Source organism: Paenibacillus sp. JT22N12, from assembly GCF_056269365.1.
On record NZ_JBWDNU010000008.1, the window covers coordinates 87132 to 112586 of the forward strand.

At 51.4% G+C, this 25455-nt stretch carries 22 protein-coding genes and 2 pseudogenes; 7 read left to right on the top strand and 17 right to left on the bottom strand.

The genetic code is table 11. The features are described from left to right. Positions 1-39 precede the first annotated feature (39 nt). Positions 40-666, top strand: a complete 627-nt coding sequence (locus AC0YOA_RS25625) for an FMN-dependent NADH-azoreductase (RefSeq protein ID WP_475771484.1) — start codon at positions 40-42, stop codon at positions 664-666. Between the two features lie 70 nt (positions 667-736). On the opposite strand, the gene AC0YOA_RS25630 is transcribed toward AC0YOA_RS25625, so the two are convergent. Beyond that, a complete protein-coding gene (locus tag AC0YOA_RS25630) occupies positions 737-1093 on the bottom strand; it encodes a winged helix-turn-helix transcriptional regulator (protein ID WP_475789041.1) in 357 nt (118 codons plus the stop codon). Between the two features lie 269 nt (positions 1094-1362). Then, entirely contained in the window at positions 1363-1635 is a 273-nt protein-coding gene (locus AC0YOA_RS25635) for a helix-turn-helix domain-containing protein (protein ID WP_475789042.1), read from the bottom strand. A 41-nt stretch (positions 1636-1676) separates the two neighbouring features. Between AC0YOA_RS25635 and AC0YOA_RS25640 the strand changes: the two are divergent. Continuing rightward, positions 1677-1847 (top strand): annotated as a pseudogene (locus AC0YOA_RS25640) (NAD(P)-dependent alcohol dehydrogenase); the annotation flags it as partial. Between the two features lie 159 nt (positions 1848-2006). Here the strand turns inward: AC0YOA_RS25640 and AC0YOA_RS25645 are convergent. The 6 genes from AC0YOA_RS25645 to AC0YOA_RS25670 all read right to left on the bottom strand — a co-directional run bounded on the left by AC0YOA_RS25645 (position 2007) and on the right by AC0YOA_RS25670 (position 8007). Continuing rightward, positions 2007-2834, bottom strand: a complete 828-nt coding sequence (locus AC0YOA_RS25645) for a sugar phosphate isomerase/epimerase family protein (RefSeq protein ID WP_475789043.1) — start codon at positions 2832-2834, stop codon at positions 2007-2009. Between the two features lie 186 nt (positions 2835-3020). Further along, the gene (locus AC0YOA_RS25650; protein ID WP_475789044.1) at positions 3021-3620 is read right to left on the bottom strand and encodes a nitroreductase family protein; all 600 of its coding nucleotides are present in this window, start codon (positions 3618-3620) and stop codon (positions 3021-3023) included. Between the two features lie 109 nt (positions 3621-3729). Further along, a complete protein-coding gene (locus AC0YOA_RS25655) occupies positions 3730-6111 on the bottom strand; it encodes an EAL domain-containing protein (protein ID WP_475789045.1) in 2382 nt (793 codons plus the stop codon). A 51-nt stretch (positions 6112-6162) separates the two neighbouring features. After that, positions 6163-7356, bottom strand: a complete 1194-nt coding sequence (locus AC0YOA_RS25660) for a beta-ketoacyl-[acyl-carrier-protein] synthase family protein (RefSeq protein ID WP_475789046.1) — start codon at positions 7354-7356, stop codon at positions 6163-6165. A 267-nt stretch (positions 7357-7623) separates the two neighbouring features. After that, positions 7624-7788 (bottom strand): hypothetical protein, encoded by a 165-nt coding sequence (locus AC0YOA_RS25665; RefSeq protein WP_210039911.1) that lies wholly within the window; start codon positions 7786-7788, stop codon positions 7624-7626. 60 nt (positions 7789-7848) lie between these two features. After that, complete coding sequence (locus AC0YOA_RS25670; RefSeq protein ID WP_210039910.1) at positions 7849-8007, bottom strand: hypothetical protein; 159 nt, start codon at positions 8005-8007, stop codon at positions 7849-7851. A 228-nt stretch (positions 8008-8235) separates the two neighbouring features. Between AC0YOA_RS25670 and AC0YOA_RS25675 the strand changes: the two genes are divergently transcribed. Beyond that, complete coding sequence (locus AC0YOA_RS25675) at positions 8236-9468, top strand: FAD-dependent monooxygenase (RefSeq protein ID WP_475789047.1); 1233 nt, start codon at positions 8236-8238, stop codon at positions 9466-9468. A gap of 200 nt (positions 9469-9668) precedes the next feature. Here the strand turns inward: AC0YOA_RS25675 and AC0YOA_RS25680 are convergent, their stop codons facing one another. The 3 genes and pseudogenes from AC0YOA_RS25680 to AC0YOA_RS25690 form a co-directional block, all read right to left on the bottom strand. Continuing rightward, on the bottom strand, positions 9669-10367 hold the full coding sequence (locus AC0YOA_RS25680) for a TetR/AcrR family transcriptional regulator (protein ID WP_475789048.1): 699 nt from the start codon (positions 10365-10367) through the stop codon (positions 9669-9671). Positions 10368-10703: 336 nt separating this feature from the next. Next, positions 10704-10787: pseudogene (locus tag AC0YOA_RS25685) on the bottom strand (S-layer homology domain-containing protein); the annotation flags it as partial. Between the two features lie 52 nt (positions 10788-10839). Next, a complete protein-coding gene (locus AC0YOA_RS25690; RefSeq protein WP_475789049.1) occupies positions 10840-12594 on the bottom strand; it encodes a Rieske (2Fe-2S) protein in 1755 nt (584 codons plus the stop codon). A gap of 249 nt (positions 12595-12843) precedes the next feature. Between AC0YOA_RS25690 and AC0YOA_RS25695 the strand changes: the two genes are divergently transcribed. The 4 genes from AC0YOA_RS25695 (at position 12844) to AC0YOA_RS25710 (ending at position 13877) form a co-directional block, all read left to right on the top strand. Next, positions 12844-12975, top strand: a complete 132-nt coding sequence (locus AC0YOA_RS25695) for a sporulation protein YjcZ (protein WP_210039908.1) — start codon at positions 12844-12846, stop codon at positions 12973-12975. Between the two features lie 194 nt (positions 12976-13169). Next, complete coding sequence (locus AC0YOA_RS25700) at positions 13170-13325, top strand: hypothetical protein (protein ID WP_475789050.1); 156 nt, start codon at positions 13170-13172, stop codon at positions 13323-13325. Between the two features lies 1 nt (position 13326). After that, positions 13327-13494: a hypothetical protein gene (locus tag AC0YOA_RS25705; protein ID WP_475789051.1), complete on the top strand. Its 168-nt coding sequence runs from the start codon at positions 13327-13329 to the stop codon at positions 13492-13494. A 161-nt stretch (positions 13495-13655) separates the two neighbouring features. Next, positions 13656-13877, top strand: a complete 222-nt coding sequence (locus tag AC0YOA_RS25710) for a DUF2905 domain-containing protein (protein ID WP_475771496.1) — start codon at positions 13656-13658, stop codon at positions 13875-13877. Positions 13878-14126: 249 nt separating this feature from the next. Here AC0YOA_RS25710 and AC0YOA_RS25715 read toward each other — a convergent pair whose 3' ends face one another. From AC0YOA_RS25715 to AC0YOA_RS25740, 6 genes are all read right to left on the bottom strand, one after another. Beyond that, positions 14127-14303 (bottom strand): hypothetical protein, encoded by a 177-nt coding sequence (locus AC0YOA_RS25715; protein ID WP_475789052.1) that lies wholly within the window; start codon positions 14301-14303, stop codon positions 14127-14129. Positions 14304-14448: 145 nt separating this feature from the next. After that, the gene (locus AC0YOA_RS25720; protein WP_475789053.1) at positions 14449-15333 is read right to left on the bottom strand and encodes a carbohydrate ABC transporter permease; all 885 of its coding nucleotides are present in this window, start codon (positions 15331-15333) and stop codon (positions 14449-14451) included. A 26-nt stretch (positions 15334-15359) separates the two neighbouring features. Next, positions 15360-16325 (bottom strand): ABC transporter permease, encoded by a 966-nt coding sequence (locus tag AC0YOA_RS25725; RefSeq protein WP_475789183.1) that lies wholly within the window; start codon positions 16323-16325, stop codon positions 15360-15362. A 522-nt stretch (positions 16326-16847) separates the two neighbouring features. Then, entirely contained in the window at positions 16848-17690 is an 843-nt protein-coding gene (locus tag AC0YOA_RS25730) for an NAD-dependent epimerase/dehydratase family protein (RefSeq protein WP_475789054.1), read from the bottom strand. 24 nt (positions 17691-17714) lie between these two features. Continuing rightward, positions 17715-18938, bottom strand: coding sequence for an enolase C-terminal domain-like protein (locus tag AC0YOA_RS25735; RefSeq protein WP_475789055.1), 1224 nt, complete (start codon positions 18936-18938; stop codon positions 17715-17717). A gap of 177 nt (positions 18939-19115) precedes the next feature. Then, positions 19116-25127, bottom strand: coding sequence for a glycosyl hydrolase family 28-related protein (locus AC0YOA_RS25740; RefSeq protein WP_475789056.1), 6012 nt, complete (start codon positions 25125-25127; stop codon positions 19116-19118). Positions 25128-25455: the final 328 nt, after the last annotated feature.

Sequence of the window (25455 nt, forward strand, 5' to 3'; positions counted from 1 at the left end):
TGAAGCATAACTATATATACTTGGGAGGAATATGAAGCAATGGAAAACATATTGTTCGTAAAAGCAAACGACCGTCCGTCGGATCAAGCAGTCAGCAGCAGAATGTACGATACTTTCTTGAATAACTACCGCAAGAGCCACCCGAATGACAGTATAACGGAGGTTAATCTGTTTAACGTCGAGCTTCCCTATTTCGGAAATACGACGCTGAGCGGTCTTTATAAACTCAGCCAAGGGCTTGAGACTTCGCCGGAAGAGAAGAAAGCTGCTGATATTGCCAATTTTTATTTGGAGCAATTTATGGCAGCCGACAAGATTATATTCGCTTTTCCTCTATGGAATTACACAGTGCCAGGTCCGCTGGTCACCTATATTTCCTATATTATGCAAGCAGGGAAAACGTTCAAATATACGTCAGAAGGTCCAATCGGTCTGGCGGCCGACAAAAAAGTCGCGCTTCTCACCGCAAGGGGCGGAGATTATTCGCTTGAATTCATGGCATCTATGGAAATGGCTTTAAATTATATAAAAACCGCCATCCGCCTTATGGGCATTCATAATCCCGATTCCGTAGTCATCGAAGGACATGCGCAGTATCAGGACCGCGCTCAGGATATCATTGACAGCGGATTAAAAGAAACTGCGGATTTGGCAGCACGGTTTTAAATTCCGACAGCCTTTGTTGTGATCCGCTATTTACAAAAAATCAGCCACAGCAAGTTGCTGTGGCTGATTGCTATTCCGAAACCGTCTGTAATTCCATTTGTTTATTTCTCATTCTGATATCATGGGCGGTTCCCCATTCATTCATTAATCTCAATATGGGACCCAATGTATAACCGTAGTCTGTAAGCGAATATTCGACTTTGGGAGGCACGACGGGATAGACGACACGCCTGACAACATCCTGGTCCTCTAATTCCCGCAGCTGGGAGGTCAGCATTTTCTTGGTTATATCCGGAATGGCCTTTTGCAGCTCGCTGAACCGCTTGGTCCCATCAAAATAAAGATGGAGTAAAATGGTGCTTTTCCACTTTCCAACCAATACTTCCAGCACCGGATTGATCCGGCACATGTCTGGAAGAGATTTCATAGATCCTATCCCTCCTTTTAAAGATTAAAGATCTTTTTTCCAATACTATAGTATTTAATTATACCTAGTGTTCTTATTAAACCATAAGTTACATAATAACACATATAGTCAATAAAATCTGATTTGCATTTCAAATCAAGTGATGAACTTAATTTAAAACAAACAAGGGGTTGAACAGAGTATAATCTCTGCTCATCCACTTGTTTGTTTTTGGTCAACAACCGCATATTTGAGCAAAATGGCGATCAGGGGAAAACGGGATGAACGTCCTACTTGCTCCTCCGCCCGGCCTCACGGAAGGCTGCCGGAGGAATCGCCTTCGCTTTGGTAAACACTCGAGTAAAATAGTGGACAGATGAAAAACCGGTCCGCTCGGCAATTTCTTTGATCGGCATATCCGTGTGTGTGAGAAGATGCTCAATGGCATGTATCCGTTCGATCCGAACAAAGGAGGAGTGTGACGGAAATCGGGATCCAGACGGCAGAAGCGATCCGAGTAAAGGGAACCGCAGCCTTTCGTTAAAGTGCCTGATCTGGCGCAAGCTCCAACCGCTATTTTCGGCAAGTCTTTGTTACGCTTTGGGAAGGGGATTCCATTCCACAATTATTTATCCCCCAACTCATTGAATATTATAAAGAAGGAAGATTTCCTTTTGATAAGCTTGTAAAATTCTATGAGTTCAAAGATATCAACCAGGCCTTTAAGGATACAAAAACAGGGGTAACGATTAAACCGGTATTGAAAATGGTTTAACCCGGCAAACAGCAAGGGCGCTATCGAAAGCATTCGCTTTCGATAGCGCCCTTTTTTTTAAAAATCACGGATCAAGGCTGCAAGTTCCAGGAAAAGGCAAGTGCCCTCCCCTCTATCCTGAAAGCTCACTAGAAGCCGCCACAAGAATCTATGCGCTTTTTACAAATACGGCTGAACGATCCGCTTGATCCTCTCCAGCCCTTCCCACATATCGCCTGGTCCATCATAGATCAGCACCATCGCGCCGTCGAAGCCGGAAGCACTTACACGGTCAAGACAGAGACGGAACTCCTCTTCATCCGGCAAACCTTGCTCGTCATAATCCGCTTTGGCGTGCACGGACACGCTTGCCGGCAGAATAAGCTCAAACTCTTCATATTTGTAAGGGGCCTTGAAGTTGCCGAAATCCGTAATAAATCCGATTGCGTCCTCCGTCAGCTCCAGAAGCTTCCTGCAGCTGCCGCCTGTCGAGGTCAGCGCCTTGAAATTTTCACTGACCACACGCACACCCTTCGATGAACCGTATGCAGCCAGCTCCTGAAGGGCGGATGCCGACTGCCGCAGTGCCTTCTCGTTATCAGGATCGGCTTCACCGGCAATAATCCGGATCTGCTTCGCCCCTGCCAGCGCCGCAATATCAATCCACTTGTGGGACAGCTCCATATCCGCAGCCAGCCGCTTTCCGTCTTCCGTTGTCAAATTGCCATAATCCAGCAGAAGCGTATCGAAGGATACGCCAGCGGACAGAAAAGACTGCTTCAGCAGCTCCAAATAAGCAGGCTCTGTCGATGGAAAATGAAAGTGGCAAACTTCGATGGCCTGATAACCGCGCCTTGCAGCTTCTGCAGGCAGCTCCAGAAGGGTGTGAATCTCATCCTGCGTCTGTTCATTTGTCGTATGCTCGCCCGTCTCTTCGTTCCACCCGGTCCAGCGGAGCGGACCAAGAAGCCGATGCAGACTCCAGGTACTCACTGATAAATAGGACATGAATAATAACCTCCTCAAATACAACGCTTTCATCCTGACTTACCCAGCTTAGCAGAACCATCGGGAATTTCAATATGTAATTTACACGCGGATGGAAATTGACAACGCCCTCCCATGGATAGGAGGGCGCTGTTATTCCCTGCTTCAGAAGCATCTTCCCGGCAGGCTTGAAAGCCCTGAGCAAGCTTATTTAAAAACCTTCAAGCGCTCTTCAATCGCTTGGAATTCCTTCTGTCCAGGCTCCGCCAACGGCTTGCCGAAAGGCATCTGGGCAATCATCAGCCAGCTTGACGGGATATTCCACGCTTGCTTGACCTCATTGTCGATGATCGGATTGTAATGCTGCAGAGATGCGCCCAGCCCTTCCAGCTCCAGTGCGGTCCAGACCACAAACTGCAGCATCCCTGAGGAATGATTGGACCATTCCGGGAACTTGTCCTTATACGTTGCAAACTGCTGCTGCAGATTTCCTACAACGGTCTGGTCCTCGTAGAACAGCACGGAGCCGTAGCCGCTGCGGAAGCCGTTGATTCTCTCTTCTGTCTGCGGGAAGCTCTCGGCAGGGACCATTTTGCGCAGGGTCTCTTTCGTTATATCCCACAGCCGCTCATGCTGCGCGCCAAACAGCAGAACCACTCTGGCGCTCTGCGAGTTGAACGCTGAAGGTGTATGCAGGATGGCATCACTCACAATTTCCTGAATCCTCGCATCGGGAACGATTCTGTCGCTGCCGATGGCATAATAGGTTCTGCGCTTTTTCAAGGCTGCTAAGAAATCCTGGTTCATTATTTACCACTCCTTAATGAAATTACTACTTGATTATGATATCCCCACTTCTATATCATTAACCAGCAAAAAAAGGCTGTTCCGGCAATGCGCGCCGGACAGCCTGCTGTCATCTATTTGGCTGGAGCATCTTCCTGATCTCCTGCTCGGGAACCGGACGGCTGAACAGAAATCCCTGCGCTTCATGACAATCCTGGTCGGCAAGAAACTGAAGCTGCTTCTCATGCTCGACCCCCTCTGCAACGACCCTCAGACCGAGGTTCTTGGCCATTGCGATAATCGTCGTTACGATTGCGGCATTATCCCTGTCGCTGGTCACATCCACGAGAAAAGAGCGGTCGATCTTCAGCTTGTCAATCGGCAGCTTCTTCAAATAACTGAGCGAGGAATAGCCTGTTCCGAAATCATCCATGGACACCGACAAGCCCAAATTCTTCAATTGATTCAGCTTTTCTATCACAAGATCCGTATCGTGCATGGCGACACTTTCGGTAATCTCCAGATCCAGACAGCGCGGAGTGATGCCTGTATCGTTCAGAATGACGGCGATGGATTCCACCAGGTTGGATTCATAAAATTGACGCAAGGAAATATTGACTGCCACGCGGACCGGTCTGTAGCCGCTGAACTCCCATTCCTTGAGCTGCCGGCAGGCTTTTCGGAGCACCCACTCGCCCAGCGAAACAATCAGACCGGTTTCTTCCGCCAGAGGAATGAATTCGACAGGGGATATCTCCCCAAGCTCGGAATGATGCCAGCGCAGCAGCGCTTCGACACCTACCAGCTTGCGGGTCGGCAGGTCGATCTGAGGCTGGTAGTAGAGGAGCAGATCCTCATTATGGACAGCTCTGCGCAGTTCCTTTTCCAGCACCATTTTCCGCAAATAGGACCGGTCCATCTCGCTGTTATAGAAGCGGTACTTGTTCCTGCCCTGCTCCTTGGCCCGATGCATCGCCGTATCTGCCTGCTTCATCAAACTCTCGGCATCCGAATTGCCCTCAGCGGACAGGCTCATCCCGATACTCGGGGTTGAATGCACCTCCTGCCCTTTCAACGAGAAAGGGATCCTGAAAGCAAACAGAATTTTCTCCGCAGCCAGAATCGCCTCGGGCTGCGAGCTGCCTGTGAGCATCACAACAAACTCGTCGCCACCGATGCGGAACACATCGCCCTTCCCTTCCAATACCTCCTGCAGCCGCCGGGCAACCAATGTCAGGAATTGATCTCCAGCCGAGTGGCCGAGCGTATCGTTGATGATTTTAAACCGGTCCAAATCGATAAACATCAGGACGATTCCGTGAGGAATTACGTGCAGGGCATCATTCAGCATCTGATTGAAGGATCTTCTGTTCGGCAGTCCTGTCAGCGTATCGTGATAGGCCAGCTCCATAATCCGCTGCTCATATTCTTTTCTCTCGGTAATATCGGTGGATACGCACAGCAGCTGGCGGGAATCCGATATGACAATTGGAATTTTCGCCGTTTGCACCCATCTGCGGCTGCCCTTGTGATCGACGATGAGCTGCTCCAGGTTGTAGACGCCCTCTCCCGCTGCCAGCAGTTCGAGCTCATCGTCATCCCCGTGGCGGTCATCATCCTCGTATTTAATGAAATCCGTTTCTTTCCTGCCGACAATATTGTCAATCGTCTCTCCATACATATTGGCCAGCGAAAGATTGGCGAGCGTCAACGCTCCCTCTTCGTTCTTGGTATAGATAAAGCTTGGATTGGTATCAATGACGGTGCGCAGAAATTCTCTCTGGTTCATCAGCGCGCGGTTCATTTCCTTGACGACATTGGCATGCATAAAGCAAAAGCCGATAAAGACGGCAATGGCAAAAATCAGGACCGCAATGCTGCTCGGGTATAAGCCGCTTTGCTGTGACATGTTAAGCGTACCAATGGAATAAGCCACGATCGAAGTTGTGCTGAACAGCACCAGAAAGGATCTTCGATGGGAATTCGAGACCTTCAGACTGAGGAAAAAGCAGAATCCGATTACGATGAAGAACAGCGGAACGTTCAGATTAAAAATCCAGCTGTATGATCCATAGACGGGAAACAGAAAGCTTGCGTAATGCTGCGATTCAACCAGGAGCAAGGATTGGATGCCTTGCTGCGTCCATCCCGCGGCATAGACAATCATGCTCCATACGGATAGGGCGATGATCAGTTTCCTGTTGATAACCCAGGCCCATTTGCCGGATAACTCCTCCCTGTGGGCCAAACTCCGGTAAATGGCATAAGTCACATAAAGCAAAGATGGCGGAAGCATGATCGATCCAAAACGAAACAGGCGAAACAGAAAATCAATCCAACCGAGGGGAAAATAATTATGCGCGAACAATATGGCTACATCCAGCTGCCAGACGCCGATAAATACCATAAAAATAAACAAGCTCTTGGACAGGATGCTTCTGCCGAACAAGGTTTGTATGGCGAGGCCAAGGCCCAAGGGCACGATTGAAAAAACTAGCATTAGAAAGAACATAGATCATACCCTCGCGATAGATGAATTTATATGAAATCCGTTAAATAAAAGTCAATTATCGTATTTGGACAGCAGCAGACAGGTATTGTTCCCGCCATAACCATGGGAAGTAACCGCAATCTGGTTAATCTCCTGATAGCGGGTCTCGGCAACGATCGGCAAATCTGCGAAGCCCTGCCGCGACGATTTGATCGTTGGCGGAATAAATTGATGCTCAATAGAGATAAGCGACGCAATGGCCTGCATAATACCGCTTGCTCCAAAAGCATGTCCAAACATGCTTTTAATCGTCGTAACCGGAACATCGCCGTCAAAGGTATTGTTATAGGCCAGGTATTCCACCCTGTCATTGGCGTTCAGACCAAGCGCCTGACTGTTCACATATGTAGGCACATGGCTGCCAAGCACACCCTGCAGCGCCTTGGTCATCATTTGTCCGGTAAGGTCGGACGCGAATATGGATTGTCCATCATTATTAGTATATATATTGTCTATCACCCCGTATAGATATGCATCCCGCCTCAAAGCATCGTTCTCCCTTTCCAGTACGAGGACACCCGCACCTTCTGCCAGAACAAACCCCTCCCTATCCAGGGAAAAAGGAGTTCCCGCCTGTTCCTTGTCCAGCTCCATGGCTAACGCGCCCATCTTCGAAAAGCTGTATACGCACCCTCTTGTTACCGGAGCATCTGACCCGCCGATAATACATACATCCGTCTGGTTGGCTTCCAGCAGCAGCTTCGCCATCAGAATCGCATCAAGCCCGGCCGTGCAGCCCGTGCTCAACGTAAAAACCAGACCGTTCGCCCCAATGTGGCCCGCAACAGCCGATGATAGACTGTGAGGATTGCCGGCCCCGGCGCTTGAAAGCGGAAATCTCTCATATTGGCTGTTGTTGCTCAATACCGCATACTGCTCAATTTCTGACAAGCCGCCAACCGAAGTCCCCATAATAACCGAAACACGCAAACCCTCTTTATTCTTATGTATGCCTGACATAAGCATGGCATCCTCGGCAGCAGCAACCGCAAGGCGGGCTGTCCGGGGATAATTCTTATAGTTGAAGACATTGATCTGTTTGAAATCGCCTTGTACAATACCGCAAACGAGATCTGTCCCATGCGGCCCTATCCCCTTGACCACCTCATGCGTGCATATGCCTGATTCCAGTATCTCCTTGAATTGCTGCACATCCAACGCACCGGGAGCTTTAATCCCGTACCCTGTCACCACTATTTTCTCCACGGTCTCCCAACACTCTCTCTATATCATCATTTATTTCTACAATGAATCATGTTATTCGACATTGTTCGAGTCCATTATAGCTGAATCCGGCGGTTTCAACACGCTAATTTTATCCGCTTGGCTCTTTTTGCGCTTACCCGGGAAATAAACGGATTATTTCTTGCGGAATGACTGCTTTCGTCCCTTCTGGAAACAGCGGCTGATGCAGTCGATTTTACGCTGAGTCAGGCAGAGGCATCGCCGCACTCCGCCCGACTGACGTGCTGTTTACTGGCCCGGACGGATCCGGATAATGCCTAATTCATTGGCATTGATGGCAAATGCGTTGCCTCCTTGAGCGACAGTGGCATTAGCCAATTGGCTGGCCTTGAATTTCGTCTTGCTGTTTTCGAAGCTGACATTATTGGTTTGTTTGCTTTTCTTTTTCTTCATGAGATCACCTCCCTCCCCTGCTGACTGTTGGACAGCATTTGGCAATCGGGTGTAGGAGAACTATTTGCGGTTTTTCTTTAGAATCTGCACATTGACGGCATTGCTGGCCAGAGCATTGCCTATTGTTGATTCAGCCGAAGCCGTTTGAAAAATGTTTATCACGATATATTGGTTTTTACCCGTCCGGTACCGGTACGTTTTTACTCGGGATCTGATCATCTGCTGTCCTCCCATCCTGAGATTCTATTTACTATATGTAATAGATTCCCTCACGGTATCCGCGATTATAAGACTCGTAATTTAAAAGAGGCGATTGCCGATTAGAGATTGCGAGGACGGGAATAGATGACTTATGAATTTTTTATTGCATTTCGGATGAAAATATATTAGCATGTTCATATTAGGTACTTATAGTACCTTATTGAGATTTATGGGAGGAGAATTTATATGGCTGAAAGAAATAGGACTGTATTGATTTCAGGTGCAAGCATCGCCGGCCCGACCCTGGCCTACTGGCTTTCCAAATATGGATTTGATGTAACCGTGGTCGAACGCGCAGAGACGATCCGGGGCGGCGGATATCCCATCGATGTACGGGGGACGGCGGTCGACGTGGTCGAGCAGATGGGGATACTTCCGCATCTCCAGGCGGCTCATATCCATTCGCAGAAGATTACTTTTTTCGATCCCGATGGCGGCATTGCCGGCGTGATCAGGCCAGAGGAGCTTACTGGCGGCGAGGAAGGACGGGACATTGAACTGCCCCGGGGCAGGCTGACGGAATCGCTGTTTGATCTGACGAAGCGCCAGTCGGTCCGATACTGGTTCAATGACTCTATCGCCAACCTGAATGACGACGGCTCCGGTGTGGATGTCAGCTTCAAGAGCGGCCGGCGCAGCACATTTGACATCGTCATTGGGGCTGATGGCTTGCACTCGAACACGCGTCGTCTTGTTTTTGGCCAGGAGGGGCCGTTCAACCGATATCTCGGTTATTGCTTTAACGGCTTTTCTATCCCGAATGATCTCGGCCTGTCCCACGAGTCCGTCACCTACGCCACTCCGGGGAGGATTGCTGTGTTATCGGCCTCTGGAGACAGCGATACGCTGCATGCCTTCCTGACGTTCGCATCTGAGCGGCCACCATTTTCAGAGAACCACGATGCCGACAAGCAGCGCAAGCTGACCGCGGAGATATTTGCCGGCAGCGGCTGGGAAATCCCCCATCTGGTGAAGGCGATGATGGAATCCGACGACCTGTATTACGACGTCGTCAGCCAGATTCACATGCCTCGTTGGTCGGCGGGACGGGTAGCGCTGGTGGGCGATTCAGCCTTCGCGCCCTCTTTCTTGTCCGGACAGGGCTCAAGTCTGGCGCTCGTAGGCGCGTATATTCTTGCCGGAGAGCTGGCTTCCCATGAAGAGCACGGAGAGGCTTTCGCAGCTTATGAGCAAATCATGCGGCCGTTTGCTGAAGCGAATCAGGCCCTGGCCGGCCGCGGTGCGACCTTCCTCTTGCCGCGCACCAGTGAGGAGCTTAAAGCCCGCAATCAAGCGCTGGCTGCATTGCAATCATCAGATCAGGAAAACATGCCCGGTGATGAGTCCAGAGACGTGCACAGCTCGCTTCGCCTGCCTGATTACGCTGCTGCGCTCGAGGCTGCAGCAAAGAGGATCTAGAACCCGTGAGAACGAAAGACAGGCAGGCAAACGCCGGGCGGTCTTCCCCCTTTCTCTTGCCGAGAAGACATTAGAAAAGAGCTGAACGAAACAGCGCGCTGCCGATTACCATCCGGTGCGCGCTGTTTGCGTTCAGCATAATATCGTGGTTCGATGCAAAAAATAAGGTAATCCCGCAGCGCCCATTTTGAGAAAATGAGTTATGCAAGAACAAGCGGTAAAAAAATATCGTCAATAATTTCTGTGATAGCTTGGTCGGATAATGCCTCATGGGTTGTAAGCAATTCGTATCGGAGCAAATCTGCGGGGAGGGCTATAACCCTTGCATTGATTCTTTTCGGGTTGACCTCTCCCCGATCCTCAGCGTTTTTCAAAATTGTCTTCATGGCTATTGTCAGTTTGTCTTCGGTTCTCGGTTGCATAAGCTGCGGCAATGAAGAAATTAAATCCTTGCCATGATACTCGACCATAATGCCGTGTATGGTTTCAGCACCGATCATTTGCAGAGGTTTGACTATTCTCTGGAGCAGGATAAGCACATCCTTACGCAAATCGCCTGTGTCCGGAGCGTCGATGGAAGGCTTGGGCACATGCTTGATTATGGCTGCAACGACAAGCTTAGCTTTATTGGGCCAACGACGGTATACCGCATTCTTATTTGTTTTTGCCCGCACGGCGACTCCCTCCATGGACAATCGGGCATAGCCAACCTCGCTAAGTTCTTCCCAGGCGGCCTGCAGAATGGCATTCTCCAGGATATCGCCACGTCTCCGTGTGCCTGTATTCTGATTCTCATTTTGAACAGATCCGCGGGAGTCGGAAGACCTCTCATCCTTTTTTTCATCCATACTTGCTTTCCTTCTTTCAACATTTTTATCATTTTCTATTTTTTGCTGCAAATATTCGCTGTTTCTTTCCGGCGTGGTAATGACGGGGCCTTGCTCCTTCTATCATTATACTACCAGGAGATGCGTGGTGAGAGGGTTTTGTTTACCGGCTTTTATTGGTTCGCAAGGAATTGGCATATTACTAACTAAAGCTGGATTGTATCAAAAAAACGGAGCTTATGACAACTGTAGCAGTTGAACATAAGCTCCGTATGATTATAGCTTCGTGTGTCGAGGGAACTTGTCGGTAAACGGCATGAGTAAACTGCCAACCTTGTAATTCCGTTCCGGCGTCAACATTGGTGATACAGGTTGACATTTTTTAACCTTGGCAAGCTCGATCTTAAATTACAGCAGGAGACGGGCAATGATCTGAGCAGCTTCAGCCCTTGTCGCAAAGCCTTGGGGATTAAACATTCCGCTGCCCTGGCCATTATCCTACATGCTGCCGCAAAAAAACTTCCGACGCCTGAAGGGGCACGCCCTATTCCTCGAAAAGCTTCTCTCCCCTATGCAGCCGCCAGGCTATCCGCGCCGTATGCGGCGTTTCCCTCGCAGTCGGCGCGTGGGCGGCCAAGTAACGCGCAGCTGCGAGCAGCAGCGTTTCCTTCGCGCGCTCGGCAAAAAGATCATCACGTCCGCTCCATTTGCCGTAGGCGGTCATAGCCGCTTCATACAGCTGAAAAGAGTGAAATTCCGCGTCCTCTCTCAATAGCCCATGACCAAGCGTGTTCATCAGAGCGGCTGGATCGCCTCCGGCACGCAAATAACGGATCACCCATCCGGCGGCCTCGTTCACCTGCTGCCTCTGGTCCATGAGCTTCAGCAGCTCATCCAGTTCCGGGAGCTTGCCGCCGGGTGCGGGCTTCGGCCTTGCAGCTGCGGGAACATTGAGAAAGCGGTCCAGGTAAACGCTGATTGCTCCATAAAAGACCGCCCTCAGGAGCAGCGGCTGACGGCTGCGGGAGATCATTTCATACACCGCATGCGCATGTGTGAAGGTATGCAATACCGCAATCCAATCGCCAAAATCATTTTGCGTATGAAAGCGCACAATCCGCTCCGCCGCTGCAAGCTCGACCAGCTGCGCCAGGTGAAGAGGGTCTTTCCCCTCTTTGATGAATTGAAGCATCATATTAATGGTATGAAGCGGCTGATCGCCGAGCAGCGCGGCTATCAGAATTTCTTCCTCTTCCATTCTAAACGGCTGATAGGCTTTCTCGCCTCCGGTATGGACAGTCAGCTGGCTGAACGCTTCCCGAAGCGGCTCAACCAGATTGATCGGCGCCTGCCATTGATGCAGCTCTTCGCTTCGTGTGGGGCTGCCCATGAGGGGAACCAGCGAAGCCAGCACCTGCATTCTCATCTCGGGATTGACCAGACTTAGCGATTCGAATGCTTTATTATGAAAGTCCAGGGTATGGCCGCCATCGAGATAAAAGTGGTCAGTGACCGCTGTGAGCATCATGTCCGCAAGCTCTTCATCCGAAGCCCCTCTGCCGACGGCAGTCAGCAAAATCCGCTCGGCTCCCTGCGTATCTCTTACTTCCATGCAGCTGCGGTACCATGCGGTCAGCCTCTCATGGGGAACCTCATCGCCCGGCAGCCTGCCCAGAAGATGATGCTCCGCTCTGCCGCTGCTGCTTCGGGCCACATGGTGCAGCCCCTGATACAACGCCAGCAGCTTGCCCATCCCATCCAGCTTTGGCAGGATGCGCGTCATCGCAGTCAGAATCGTAAGTCCCGAATTCCAGCCGCCGCTAAGACGGGTACCGTATTCGATGCCCGTCCGGGCGATTTCATCCGCCGGCACGCCTGAATCCAGCAGGCCGACAATCGCTTTGGCGATGACAATGCCGATATTTTGCTCCAGCCCGCTCTTCAACCGCTCCAGCTGCTTTTCCTTATCCCGGACGCCACGCGAGCGCGAATGCACCCAAACGCCGTCCTCCCCTACTTTCACTTCATGCGAGGGAACATCATCCGCCCATGGATCAAACGTTCCTCCACTGCACACATCAAATCTGGCATGATGCCAGTGGCAGGTCAGGATACCATCGCACAGGCTTCCCACATGCAAGGGAAATCCCAGATGGGGACAGCGGTTATCCACTGCGTATACCTGATCTTCATGATAAAATACGGCGATGCCGCCTTTAATGACTTTAGCTTTTTCCTGTTGAAGCGCTTCCAGTGTTCCGGCGAATAGCCAATCTTCCGTCACGTTTGCCATACTCATTAGGAACAAACCCCTTTCGGCCCGTATAATAAGCTTGCATCTTATTATAGCAGTGATGTACGGTTCACAGCCACGAAAATGACGCGGCTCCCCGCCAAATGATACAGAGGAACTCAGATGGAACCACTTTGAACACTTGCCGGACCAATGATACATGGGCCAACGCCATTCCGTAACAAACACCCAGTCACACCGGAGAAGAGCAGCATACACTTACAAAGTACCCCAAACATAAGGAGGTGCTTTGAAATGGGTTGTGAAGGCGAAGTCGGCGGAGTTGGCTACGGCGGTGCTGGCAGAGGAATCGGAATTATCCTCGTGCTTTTCATCTTGCTGGTCATTATCGCTTGCAGTTGCGGATTTGGCGGATTCGGTTACTAATTAATCCCTATGGAACGTAACTCACTGAAACGTTCCGTACTTGTTAACCTCCCTAATAGACCCGCTCTGCGGGTCTTTTGCCGTTTCCCCGGCAAATCATTTTGCTTCCCGGCCGCACACTGCTGATTTGAATTTGGATAATGTTCCATAAAGTTTTCCATACTAGCTTTAATCCCGCGAATGGAGTGATCATTTTGCCTAAAGAAAAAAAAGAAAAACATGAACCGACTGTCGCGCCTGAGATGGATACTCATAACTCCCTTGAAGAGGAACCGACCGAAGAAGAACGGGAGCGAGGCGACTATACGGAAGTGACACGCCTCTATCTCGATCGGACTCCGGAGGATTGATATGAACAATTCCGTCCTCTTTGTTGTCGGGTTGTTCCTGATCATTGTCGCAGGAATTCTTTGGACAACAGATACAAACCGGGCTGTCGTGTCGATCCTCGCGATCGTCGGCATCATCGCTACCGTTGCCGGCGCTGTATTGCATCTAAAGTACCGAACAAAAACTTAAAGCTATAACTTTCGTTTGTCAGGTCGTTTGCAATTAACAAGGATGTGCAGTACATAAACGAACCTGTTTGGAATTAGAGCTGCTGCCGGTTTGATCCAGAGGATTTGAGTCCGGGATAGACCGGCTTCATGCGCAAGATTTTCAGGATAGGAGACTTCCTCATGAACAGCGTTTCCAAGTTTCTCATCGTTGCCGGTGTTGTCATAATCGGGATTGGCTTGATATGGGCTTTTCTCGGCAGGTTTATTAACCTGGGCCGATTGCCGGGTGACATCGCTGTCGAGAAAGGGAATTTCAAATTTTACTTCCCGATTGTTACCTGCATCGTGATCAGCGTCGCTCTGACTTTAATTTCATACATCGTTCGCTGGTTCACCAAGTAGATCATCTCCTTCTCGGGTCGACCGTCCGCATTCATTCTTTATACTCAGCTCCATTGTATTCCTATTATAGTTAGTGCAGAGGAAGATGCACCATTGTCTAGAAGGAAGTAGGGAACGTCAAAAGCCTTCGGAACTATTCGAAAATTGCAAAGCAAAGCGGCATATAAATAAAGAAGGCTGCCGCTCGGCAGCCTCCAGGCATTAAATTAACCTGCTTCACATGAGCTTAACAGGTACATTCTCTCCGTTTTACTTATCGATGATCTCATCCAGTGATGATTGTGTATCACGCTTCAATATCTCGGCAATTTCACGATCACTTTCATTTTCACCTTGAATGGCTTTCGCCGCATCTGCCTGCTGCTTCAATTGCTCTTCAATTTGCCCGATACCATGAGCCTCTTGATGATTACGGCTTGATGTCATAGTTGTCACCTCCATCAACATTCCAGGGAATTCCCCAGCCATTATTATGCGTTGTTTGACAGGGAATTATGACTTTGGCTAGATTTCCATACATTCTCGTTTGTTTATATTAAAGTTAGTCAGTGGATGCTTTTCAGCCTGACTGTCAGCCTTTGACCGCTCCGACCATCAAGCCCTTCACGAAATATCTTTGCAGGAATGGATAAAGGAATATGATTGGTCCAATCGTAACAACGGTAAGCGCCATCTTGATGGACTCCGAAGGAATCTGAGCGGAAATCCGCTGCATATCCATCGCATTGCTGGAGCTTTTGAGGAACTCCACATTCGAGACCAGCGTCCGCAGGAGCAGCTGCAAGGGCTGCAATTCCTGCTTGTCGACAAACATGAGACCGAGAAACCAGTCATTCCAGTAGCTCAGGGCCATGAATAATCCGACCGTCGCCAGAACCGGTTTGGCAAGCGGCGCGATCAGCCGGAAGAAGATCCGGAATTCGCCGGCTCCGTCCATTTTGGCCGATTCATAGATATCCTCCGGAATGGAGAGCAGGAAGTTGCGGATCAGAAACATATTGAACGCATTGGCGAGCGGCGGCAGTATCATCGCCCACAGCGTATCCTTCAGATGCAAATAGTTGACACAGATAATGTACCAGGGCACGAGCCCGCCATTGAAGAGCATCGTGATAATGACATAGATGGATAAAATATTGCGGTATTTGAACGATCGCCTTGCCATCACATAACCGCCCATACTGGTCACGAGCAGGGACAGCAGCGTTCCGGCCGCGGTTACGAGCAGGCTGATTCCGTATGCGTCCACGATCCGGTTGGAGCCGAGAAGCAGGATCTTGTAGGAGTCAAATGTGATATGCCGGGGTATCAGCGCGTAACCGTAATTGACTATATCATTCTCCGTGCTGAGCGAGCCGCTGATCACCATGATGAACGGCAGCAGGCAGGAAAGGCTGAATAACGAGATAATGAGAATAATAAAAGCTTGACTGAAGGAAAAACTTTTGATGTGCACGGCTTGTTGCCTCCTCTATCGTTCATTTAGAAAATGGCTGAATCCTTATCTACTCTCCGCGCCGCATAGTTGCTCCCGATTACGAGTACAAAAGCCACCACCGATTGAATGAAGCCTGCCGCGGATGCCATGCCGATATCTCCGGATTTTCTCAGGCTGCGGTAAACCAGTGTATCTATGACATCCGTTGTCGGAAAGAGCAGCGACGCATCGCCAATCATGGCATAGAACATCCCGAAATCGGCGTTCATGATCCGCCCGACAGCAAGCAGGGTCAGGATAATCACCGTCGGCTTCAGCATCGGAATGCTGATGTAGCGGGTCTGCTGCCAGCGCGATGCGCCATCGATGGATGCGGCTTCGTAATAGGAATTGTCGATGCCCGACAGGGCTGCCAAATAAATAATCGTTCCATAGCCGGTCACCTTCCAGCGCAGCGTCATGGTTAGAATAAAGGGCCATAATCCCGCTTCGCTGTAAAAATCAATAGGAGTGAACCCCAGCGATTCAATAATCCGGTTGACGGCCCCGCTCTCATAGTTGAGCAGATTGTATACGAACACCCCGACTACGATCCACGAAATGAAGAAAGGCAGGAAGGTGAGCGATTGCGTAACCCGCTTAAAATATTTGTTGCGCACTTCATTCAGCAGCAGCGCAAGTCCAATCTCGAACACGAGGCCGACCGCAATAAACAGCGCGTTGAGCAAAATCGTATTGCGGATCGCCCGGTAGGCCGCCGAGGAAGAAAACAGATAATCGAAGTTATTAAACAAGGGGCTCGCCCAGTCGCTTCCGAATATCCCCTTGCTGAAATCAAAATTTTTGAAGGCGATGACAAGCCCTGCCAGCGGCAAATAGTTAAACAGGAACAGCAGGACGGCAACGGGCAGGAACATGAGCAGCAGAGCGCGGTTGTTTATCAAATCCCTGATCAGCCCCGCGCTTTTTTTTCTGAGCGGGCTGCCTGCCTGCTTGGTTAGGGGGTTCATCATTTCTTCATCTCCTGTCTCTTGTTACTTTAATGATATCGAATCGGAAAAAAGGGGACCATGAGTCAGAATTAAACTTTGTGGTTCAGATTTGGCTTGTTCCGTAGGACGGGGAAAAGAACGGCTGCACATGCGGAACCGTCTTCCGATCGCTGTTGTACCCCTGAATTTTTGATTTTGATATCATTAGATGGTAAATTCGGTAGTACAAAGGCGAACGCTTACGCTTCTACAGACTGTTTCCGCCTGCTCCGCCCGGTTAGTCACCGGCCTTCGGAGGGCTTTCATCAAACCAAATAAAAATTAAAAATGAACAGGAGTGAAACTTATACTTGCTGTACAGTTAGGGCAAAACGGCTCTTGCCGTCTATTGGTGGCACAGAAGGCATCTTCCCTAGACCCTGTACATGTATAGGCGTTAAACCTATAAAATCTGTAACATGAAAAAAGCTGCCCCACCACAAGGATGGGACAGCTACAAGCGTTGTTTATATCGCTAAACACTTACAGGGTTAAAACCCTTTATTCCTCAATTTCCGTCCATGAATGCTCGGCACGCCAGTTCAACATGCGACATGCCTGCTCGTTGCTAACCAGTGCTTCCCTTGCCTCGAACCGCTTGCCGCGGATTTCAACCCCGGGATAAAACTCGGCTAACAGTCGCGCTGTTTCCCAGTCACTCAGCGTATCCGGGGCGGTAATATTGAGCGATGCCGAGCCGCAGTTTTCTGCCTGGAGGGAGGCCAGGCAAGCCGCCGCGGCGTCTCGGATGTCAATATAGCTCCACAGAGTCCGTTTATGCCGCCCGGGAGTGCGGATACTCGCTTCCATCGCCCTGTATTCCTCCGGTCTTATGATCGTCGAGAACCGGAGCGATAGTACCTGCATTCCGTTCCTGCGGTTGAACATGTCTCCGGTCTGTTCGTTCACAACCTTGGACAAGCCGTAGCATTCCTGCGGAAGCTGGGGGTGGCTCTCGTCCACCGGCACATAGCTAGGATCAAAGGCTGTTGGTGCCCAAGCAAAACCATAGGAGGATTCGCTGGAGCCAATAACCGCTTTTCTGATCCCAAGCACGGAAGCCGCCTCCAGCACGTTATAGGTTGAAATAACGTTATTGGAAAAAATATACTCATGCGTATAACTGACCGGAGCAGGAATGGCTGCCAGATGGATAAGCGCATCCGTGCCGGACATCCCTCCGATCACCTGCCCCAAATCCTTCAAATCCACTCTGATCTGCTTGCAGCGCAGCTTGTCGGAACGACGCTCATCCAGTGCGGTCACCTGATGACCTTCTCTGAGCAGATGTTCCACAACCGCGTGCCCCAGTTTTCCGCTTGCTCCCGTTACAGCAACATTCATTATTCCGATCACTCCTATGCTGAATTATGGGCGTACCAGTGTACCATCTGCTTTTCGGTCCAGCTTGTAAGGCTTATGATAGGCCGTCCTGCTCCAATTATCCTGAAGCAGGCGGGCCGCCTTCTCTTCATCGATATCAATGCCCAATCCGGGCTTGCCCGATTGATAGAGGAACCCGCCTCTTCTTTCAACCAGTCCAGGGAAGGCTTCGCGCTCCGCTTCTTTAAAATGATTGATTTCCTGTATGCCAAAGTTCCATACCGCCATATCCAGATGGACGGCTGCGGCCTGATTGACCGGATCGTTCTCTCCGCCTTCCTGCCAGGCCGTCCGGACGCCGAAGGTCTCGCATAATGCAGCAATCTTCCGGCAGGCGCTTATTCCCCCGGCTTTGGATACCCGCACGCGGATAAAATCAATCAGGCGCTCCTTGACGAGCTCCGTCCATTCCTGCGGATTGCTGAACAGCTCTCCGACTGCCTGCGGCGTCGAGCTTTGCTGCCTGAGCTGGCGGTACCAGCCGATTTGCTCGGGCGGCAGCACATCCTCAAGGAAGAACAACTGATAAGGCTCCAGACGCTTGGACAGCTGTATCGCTGCTATCGGATGCAAATGCTCGTGCACATCATGTGTGAATTGAACGCCCATACCGAAGGTGAGACGCAGCTGCTCGAACATTTGCGGAATCGCATTCAGGTAAGCGGCTTCGTCAAAAACAGGGCCGCTGCTCCAGGGCTGCTCCGGACGGCGCACCCCCTCCCCATCCACGAATCCTCCGCCCCCATAGGAGCCAAGCTGGCAGCGGACAACCGAATACCCTTCCTCCAGATAGCGGTGGACCTCATCCTTCAGCTGCTGCAGATCGGATCCGCCTGCGTGGCCATAACACGGGACGGCAGCCCTGCAGGCACCGCCGAGCAGTTGATAGACCGGGAGTCCGGCTTCTTTCCCTTTAATGTCCCACAGCGCCATATCGATGCCGCCAATCGCAGTTTGCAGGGTGCTTCCGTTTCTCCAGTACCCGCTTGTATACATGGTCTGCCAGATATCCTCGATCCGGGAAGCATCCCGGCCGACGAGCAATGGCCCGAGCAGCTGCTCGACGATCTGTACAACAGCCTCGGGATTGTACATGTCGCTCGCCGATCCAATCCCGTATAACCCTTCCTGATCGGTCAATACCTTGACAATCGTCCAGCTTCCGTCATGCCGGGTGCGGATACATTTCACTTGTGTGATTTTTGCCACTTGCGCTTCCTCCATTTCCAGACTTTTTAAACTTATAAAATTCGTATATTCGTATTGGCTCACATCTGCAGAATTCTATAAGTTCTGAAGAGTTGCAGCTCCCGCCGCCAGAAGACGGCGGAAGCTGTTCTTCTTATGCTGTCTTCTTTCGTTGTGCCTGCTTCTTTCCGAGATGCTTTACGGATTGATTAAAGAATAGATCCGGTAGAGAAGCACAGCCGCTTCGGCGCGGTTCAGATTAGCCTTCGGATGAAGGTGGCCGCCGCTGCCTTCCACGATGCCCGCCTTCATTAAGGCGGCTATGCTTTCCCGTGAATATACTGCTGCAGCGCCTGCATCCTTATAACCGGTCAAATCCGCTGCCTTGCCGGCCGCCAGCTGCAAGTCGCTCAAGGCCAGCGCCCGGTTCAACAGAACCATCGCGTCTTCCCGGGTAATCGGCTTCAGCGGCTCGAACCGGCCGCTGCCGGAACCAAGCGTAATTCCCAGCGCTTTGCCAATGCCCACTGCCTCATAATAATAGGCATCCGGCTTCACATCGGCAAAGCTGCCAGGCTCCGCAGCGGTAAGCTCAAGTGATTGGGTCAGAAGAACGAGGAAATCTGCTCTCGTGATGGAAAGACCCGGGGAATAACGATCAGCCGATATCCCTTCGACTATTCCCTTCGCTGCAAGCGCTTCAATTTCCTGCTCCGCCCATGGATAACGGGACAGATCCTTAAAGCTTTGCTGAACATACGCGACGGCATAAGTGCTGAAATGTCCGGTTTTGAATACCATCTGACTATTCTTGCTGTCATAATGACCATTCTGGACCGGCTCGGCTTCACCCTGCCCATTGATATACCATATAACAAGCTTGTCGGTATCATTCCTTTCTTCCGAAGTCGGCTCATAAGGAATTGACACGGTTACAGCCGTATCCGCACTGCTCCAGGCTAGCGGCTTACCGTCAACCTCCAGATGAATGCTCAGCAGCGGATGGGTCCCGATGCGGGCTTGAAGATCGCCGCTTAACGCAGTCACGTCTGCCTTCTCCAGATAAATCACAATGGTACGGTCTGCGGCATCGAGCAGGGCGCCATCAAGCATATTGCCGGGAAGCTCCAAGGTTCCCAGAGCAGTCGAGATAATCAGGTGCATGCTTAAGGCGTCTGCCCGCAGCAGATCAACCGGCAGCTCCACAGCATAGCCCTTGACATCCGCTTCATCCGGCAGCTTCAATTGAAGCCGCTTGATGCCGTCCTGATCCGCTGTCGCAAGCTCCAATGCCTTGTCGAATACCTCCTGCGTTACCGCTGCCTTGGCGATGCCCCCTGCCAAGTCCATCACCGCATCCGCCGTGATGATGACATCTCCCTGATCATCGAGCTCAACGACAGGCTGGGCTGCACTCTCCGGATATTGTGGCGATGATGGATACGGGTTGGTATCCGGATCCGTTCCTGGATCGGTTCCCGGATCAGTCCCTGGGTCTGTCCCCGGGTCTGTTCCCGGATCTGGATTTATCCCCGCGCCAAGCTCCTCAAGCACCGATTTCAATCGGGTTTTAACCTCTCCTTCGGGCAGCGGGTTCACAAAGTTCGCCGCGGCATCCAGATGAGTAATATCCGGGTACTGGCGGACTTCTTCCACCGCAGCTTCCGCAGCTGCTTCTGCGATAGCCCAATAGCTGCCGCTCAACAGATACAAATCGCCGAACAGCGTCGCATCCTTGCTTGAGCCTATTCCCTGGTTGTATTCCATAAAGCCGTTTCTGCCCTCGGCGTCATTCTCGTTCATCAGCAGCGAGAATCCGATAGGAGCACCCGGGGTAAATACATAGTCAGGTGAGTGCAGAGCTGCAAACGGAATCTTGATGTCATAAACGGTTGTTCCGTCCTCGCGTGTAATGGCCGCTTCGGCATCGTCCAAAACTCCCGTGTCCACACCGGATGGGGCTCTCCAGCGCCATTTCGTTACGGTTCCATCATTGTGGAGCGCAAAACCCAGTTCGTTCACGTTTTGGCTTGCTGTACCATCCTGTCTGGACAGGTCGATCCCCACCTGGATGCTGTCGCCCTGCCAGATATCCACACCCGTCCAGTTCTGATACTGACTGTCGTCACGGACATGGATTTTCATATACAGGTTGGATTCATCCCATTGCAGCTCGGCATGCGCGCTGAGATCATCCACCCCGTTCCAGCTGCCGCCCAAGCTGATATATTGATTGGCTCTGTCGATATCGACAGCCGGAAGCGTTCCCGCATCCCCGCCGCCGTCAGCAAGCGGGTAGGCAAGCGATTGACCCACTCCGGTTGTCACGACATAGGACATCCCATCATCCAGGGTTATTTTGAACTTGGCGTTATCACTGGCGAGGAAGGGCAGCTTGAAAGCCAGGCTCTCGCCATATCCAACGCCTTCGAAACGGACCGGATCCCACTTACTTGCAATTTGCATGGGCTCCATTAGCTCAATCCTGCCTTTCATCGGCTCCAGCTGGGAGACATTGCGGAAGGTAAGCGTATGGTTCCACTCTTCCGGATGAGCCGGGTCAACCGCCTTTTTGGATAATTCCAGCGCCACAGGCGTCAGATCCGTTCCGCTGACCTTTCCGCCTGAATGATCCTCCAGCTTGATTCCGCCCTGGAACAGGTTCGCGCCCTCACGAAGCGCCACAATGTCAGGACCGGCATAGATATGCGTCGATCCCGCCTGTTGAAAGTACGAATCGTATAATGTGATTTCTCCGCCCAGGGCATTGACGCCCCTTGCGCCGGAAACGGTGAAATTGCTCTGCTGCAGATTCACTTTTCCTGAGAGCGCGTCGACGGAGCGGGTCGTGTCACCCCACATCGATGTATTGAAGAAAGTGGCCTCGGAGTCAAATCCTTCATCAACCGTGATATAGACCTTATCCGATGTGCTCATGGACACCAGCTCGGTATTGATGAATGTCAAGCCGCTGTCTCCCGCCGCCTCCACAAATACCCCCTTCTTGCTTCCATCGGTGCCATGACCAAGAACAACAGCCTCGGGGCCGACCCCATCCTGCGCCACAAAATGAATGCCGTACTGGGAGCCGTAAACGAAGGTATTGAAAATCGTCTCCCCCTCTGTATGCCCGATACGGAAAGCATCCAGATTCTCCTTCTGGTAATTCCAGACCACGTCCTGCTGCTCTCCCGGCACATGGTTGGGATAAGTGCTTCTGGAGTAATAATGCGGATTAAACTGCACGTTGCGCATGATTCCGCCGCTCGCCCCGCCGCCCAGATAAATGCCTTCCTTCAGCGGTGAACCGGCAACGTAGTCGATATAATGTCCGCTTGTGTCGTAGCTGCCGAAGTCAATGCCCTGATAAGGATTCACAAGCGTTGTGTTGATCGCATATACGTCGTGGCCTTTGCCCCGAATCGTCCAGGCGTAAGGCTTGACGCTGTTCCAGTCCTGCTCGTCGTAATAGACCGAGATTCCTCTGATACCGCTGCTGCTCTCAAGAGTGATGAAAGCATCTCCGTCCGGGGCGTTTTCACCATAATTCGTGAAAATAACGCTGCCTCCACCGATCGTGTGATGGGGAACATCCCAGGATCCGCGAAGCTCAACACCGCTTGGAACAGTAAGGGCTTCATTAATCCGGTAAGTTCCGGCCGGAAAATAAACCGTTCCACCGGTGCCTGCAGCATCGGCTAACGCCTGCTTCACCGCTGCGGAAACATCGGCCATCCCCTGCTTGTCGGCATTATAGGGCGCAGCGGTCACGTCGAAGAGTGCGCTTGCCGCCGGTTTCGGCTGTACTGCAATATCCGTCTGAATATCAGCCGGCATGGTTTTCAGCTGAATGTTCCCATTCTGATGCACATTCAAATCGGCTGCATCGCTGACATCCTTGATATCCAGCTCGCCTTCGTAACCGGAATTAAGGGTATTCACCTTTTCCACGCTTTTGCCTAAGGACAGATGGTGATCAGGCAGGCCAAATCCGGTTTGACCCAATATGACCGATCCAGCATCCGCTTTAATCGCATACGAGCCTCCTGCATGATCCCAGTTCGCAATGGTACTGTTTTCGAAGGAAATCACGCCTGTTCCTTCATTAACTACAGCATTGCGGGGATTGCCGCCCACTGTCACCGTATTGAACTGGACGATGGAATGGAAGCCAGATGTGGCGTATATGGCCATGGGGTTGTCGCCGGCATCGGCCAGAAACTCGCTGTTTGAGATCAGCAGCCCATAATCGTTGACGCCTTCAATCTTGAGCGCCACATTGCAGGAATCGATATGAATGCCGTACAGCTGCGCATTTGCCGTCTCCAGAGAGCCGGTTCGGGTCGTAATGCGCATGCCGGTCTGATAACCGGAAATATGAACATCGGACATATACTCCCAATCCGATCTTCCCATCACGATGCCTTCGGCATGCGTTGTCATGTAGGCAAGCAGCTCCGGTCTCGCAGGAGCGCCGGCTAGCCCGGAATTGGACCAGTAATCAGGCGACAGCCTGATCCCCTCCAGACGGCCGATATCGGTCGTGTAATCCAGGAAAATACCGGTTTTCAGCGTCGTCCCGTACAGATTATGGATATAATGCAGCTCATTCCAGACCGGACCGATTTTGATCCCGTTATAGGAATTGACCAGCGTAACATTCTCCACCGTCGCATTATCGCCGGTCAACTGCTCGACGGTCCAAGGATAAGGCGTGATCTCGCCCGCCGCCTGCTCCGGATACCAGATGGAGAGGTTCGTAACCCCGCTGGACTGCTCAAGCTGGATGAAGCTTCTTCCATTCTCTTCGCCTCGCCCGCTGTATGCGTCCAGAACGGTTCCTTCCACTCCCGTGGAAGAATCGGGGTTAGCCCAATCCCCGCGCAGAGTGACTCCTGTCGGCACAAGCAGATTTCCCGTGATTTTGTAATGGCCGGCCGGGGCAAAAACAACTCCGCCTCCGTTATTGCGGGCCGCGTCAAGCGCGCTTTCGAAGGCTGCCGTGTCATCGGTCACGCCGTCGCCTTTTGCTCCGAAGTCCGTCACCTCATAATTCGCAATTACAATATCCTTCGTATCGTATTGGGTATTGATGACCGTGGTCTGGCTTCCCACGCTCACCCGCGGCTCCTTCGTCACCTTTACCGAAGCAATGGACATATCGGGATTGCCAGGCACGGTTCCCGCACCCTCCACGCCGATGCGAAAATCGGCGCCGTTCGCCCGATTGGCGAATTTGGCATCGCTTAATTTGACCGTATAGCTTTTCCATTGATTGCTATCCGTGTACGTGAACAGCGGCGCGTCCTTGAAAGCCGCCGAAAGCGCATCATACTGCAGCACGATGCTGCCGTTGCCTTTATCCAAATATTCAATCGTCACAAAAACATTCTGATCCTGATTGTCAAAGAGATACTCATCCGAGACATTCATGTAGAAGTACATAGTGCCGGGACTAGGCGCGGCCTTATTCGTTTTCCAGTAGCCTTTTCCCGCCAGTTCGCCCGTTTGCAGCCCTTCCGGGTAATCGCCCGCATTTGCCGTTATGCCGTTTGTTACAGGCACCTCGCCAAGCGTTATCCCGACGCTGTTGTCCGGCTCAGGCGGGTTTTTGGGAGTCTTGGTCACATTGACGGAGGCTACCTTCAGATCCGCATTGGTGCTGGCGGAGGCTCCGCCTCCCTCAATGCCCAGCCGGAAATCGGCACCGTTGGTCCGGTTGGCGAACCTTACATCCGTCAGATCAAACGTATGCGTCTTCCATGTCTTGGTATCCGTGTACGTAAACAGTGGCGCATCCTTGAAGGCTGCGGATTCCGCATCGTATTGCAGAACCATCTTGCCGCTGCCTTCGTCAAAATATTCCACCGTTACCTGGACGTTTTGATCGTTAGTATCATGCAAATATGTATCGTCCACATCCATGTAAAAATAATGAGTGCCTGGTGATGCTGCCAGCTTGTCGGTCTGCCAATAGGTGATTCCGGTGACGGTACCTGTCTGTAGGCCATCCGGATTGTCGCCAGCCCAGGCATGAATTCCGCTCTCTGTCACTGTTTCCCCGAGCGTTATACCCGCATGGTCAGGCGGAGCATCCGCATGCACTGCTGACTGGACGGGGATTCCGCCCGCTATCATCAGCACAATAAGAATTCGCGCCAGCATCGTCTTCGCAGACAGCCGGGCCATGCGTCTGAAGCTGTTTGTCATCACATCTTCCTCCTTCGGTTTCAACTCCCTTCCATTATAAGGATTGTTTGAAAGCGTAAACATAAGACGTTCCTAAACTATGCAGTCCGTTCTTGGCTTTGTTACGTTATGGAGCGGATATCTGGAGCAAAAAAGAACGATGGGCCTCTCCGGTATCTGCATTACAGGCTCGAACTGCCAAGGATTCCGGGTTCTTGCAGCTTCCACCCGTCCATAATGAGCGGATACACAGTAACACGGGGTTAAATTCATGCCGCGCGATACCATGTGTAACACCCTGTCTGATTGGTATATGAGATGAAGCAGACTATACTCGAAAGGAGAACAT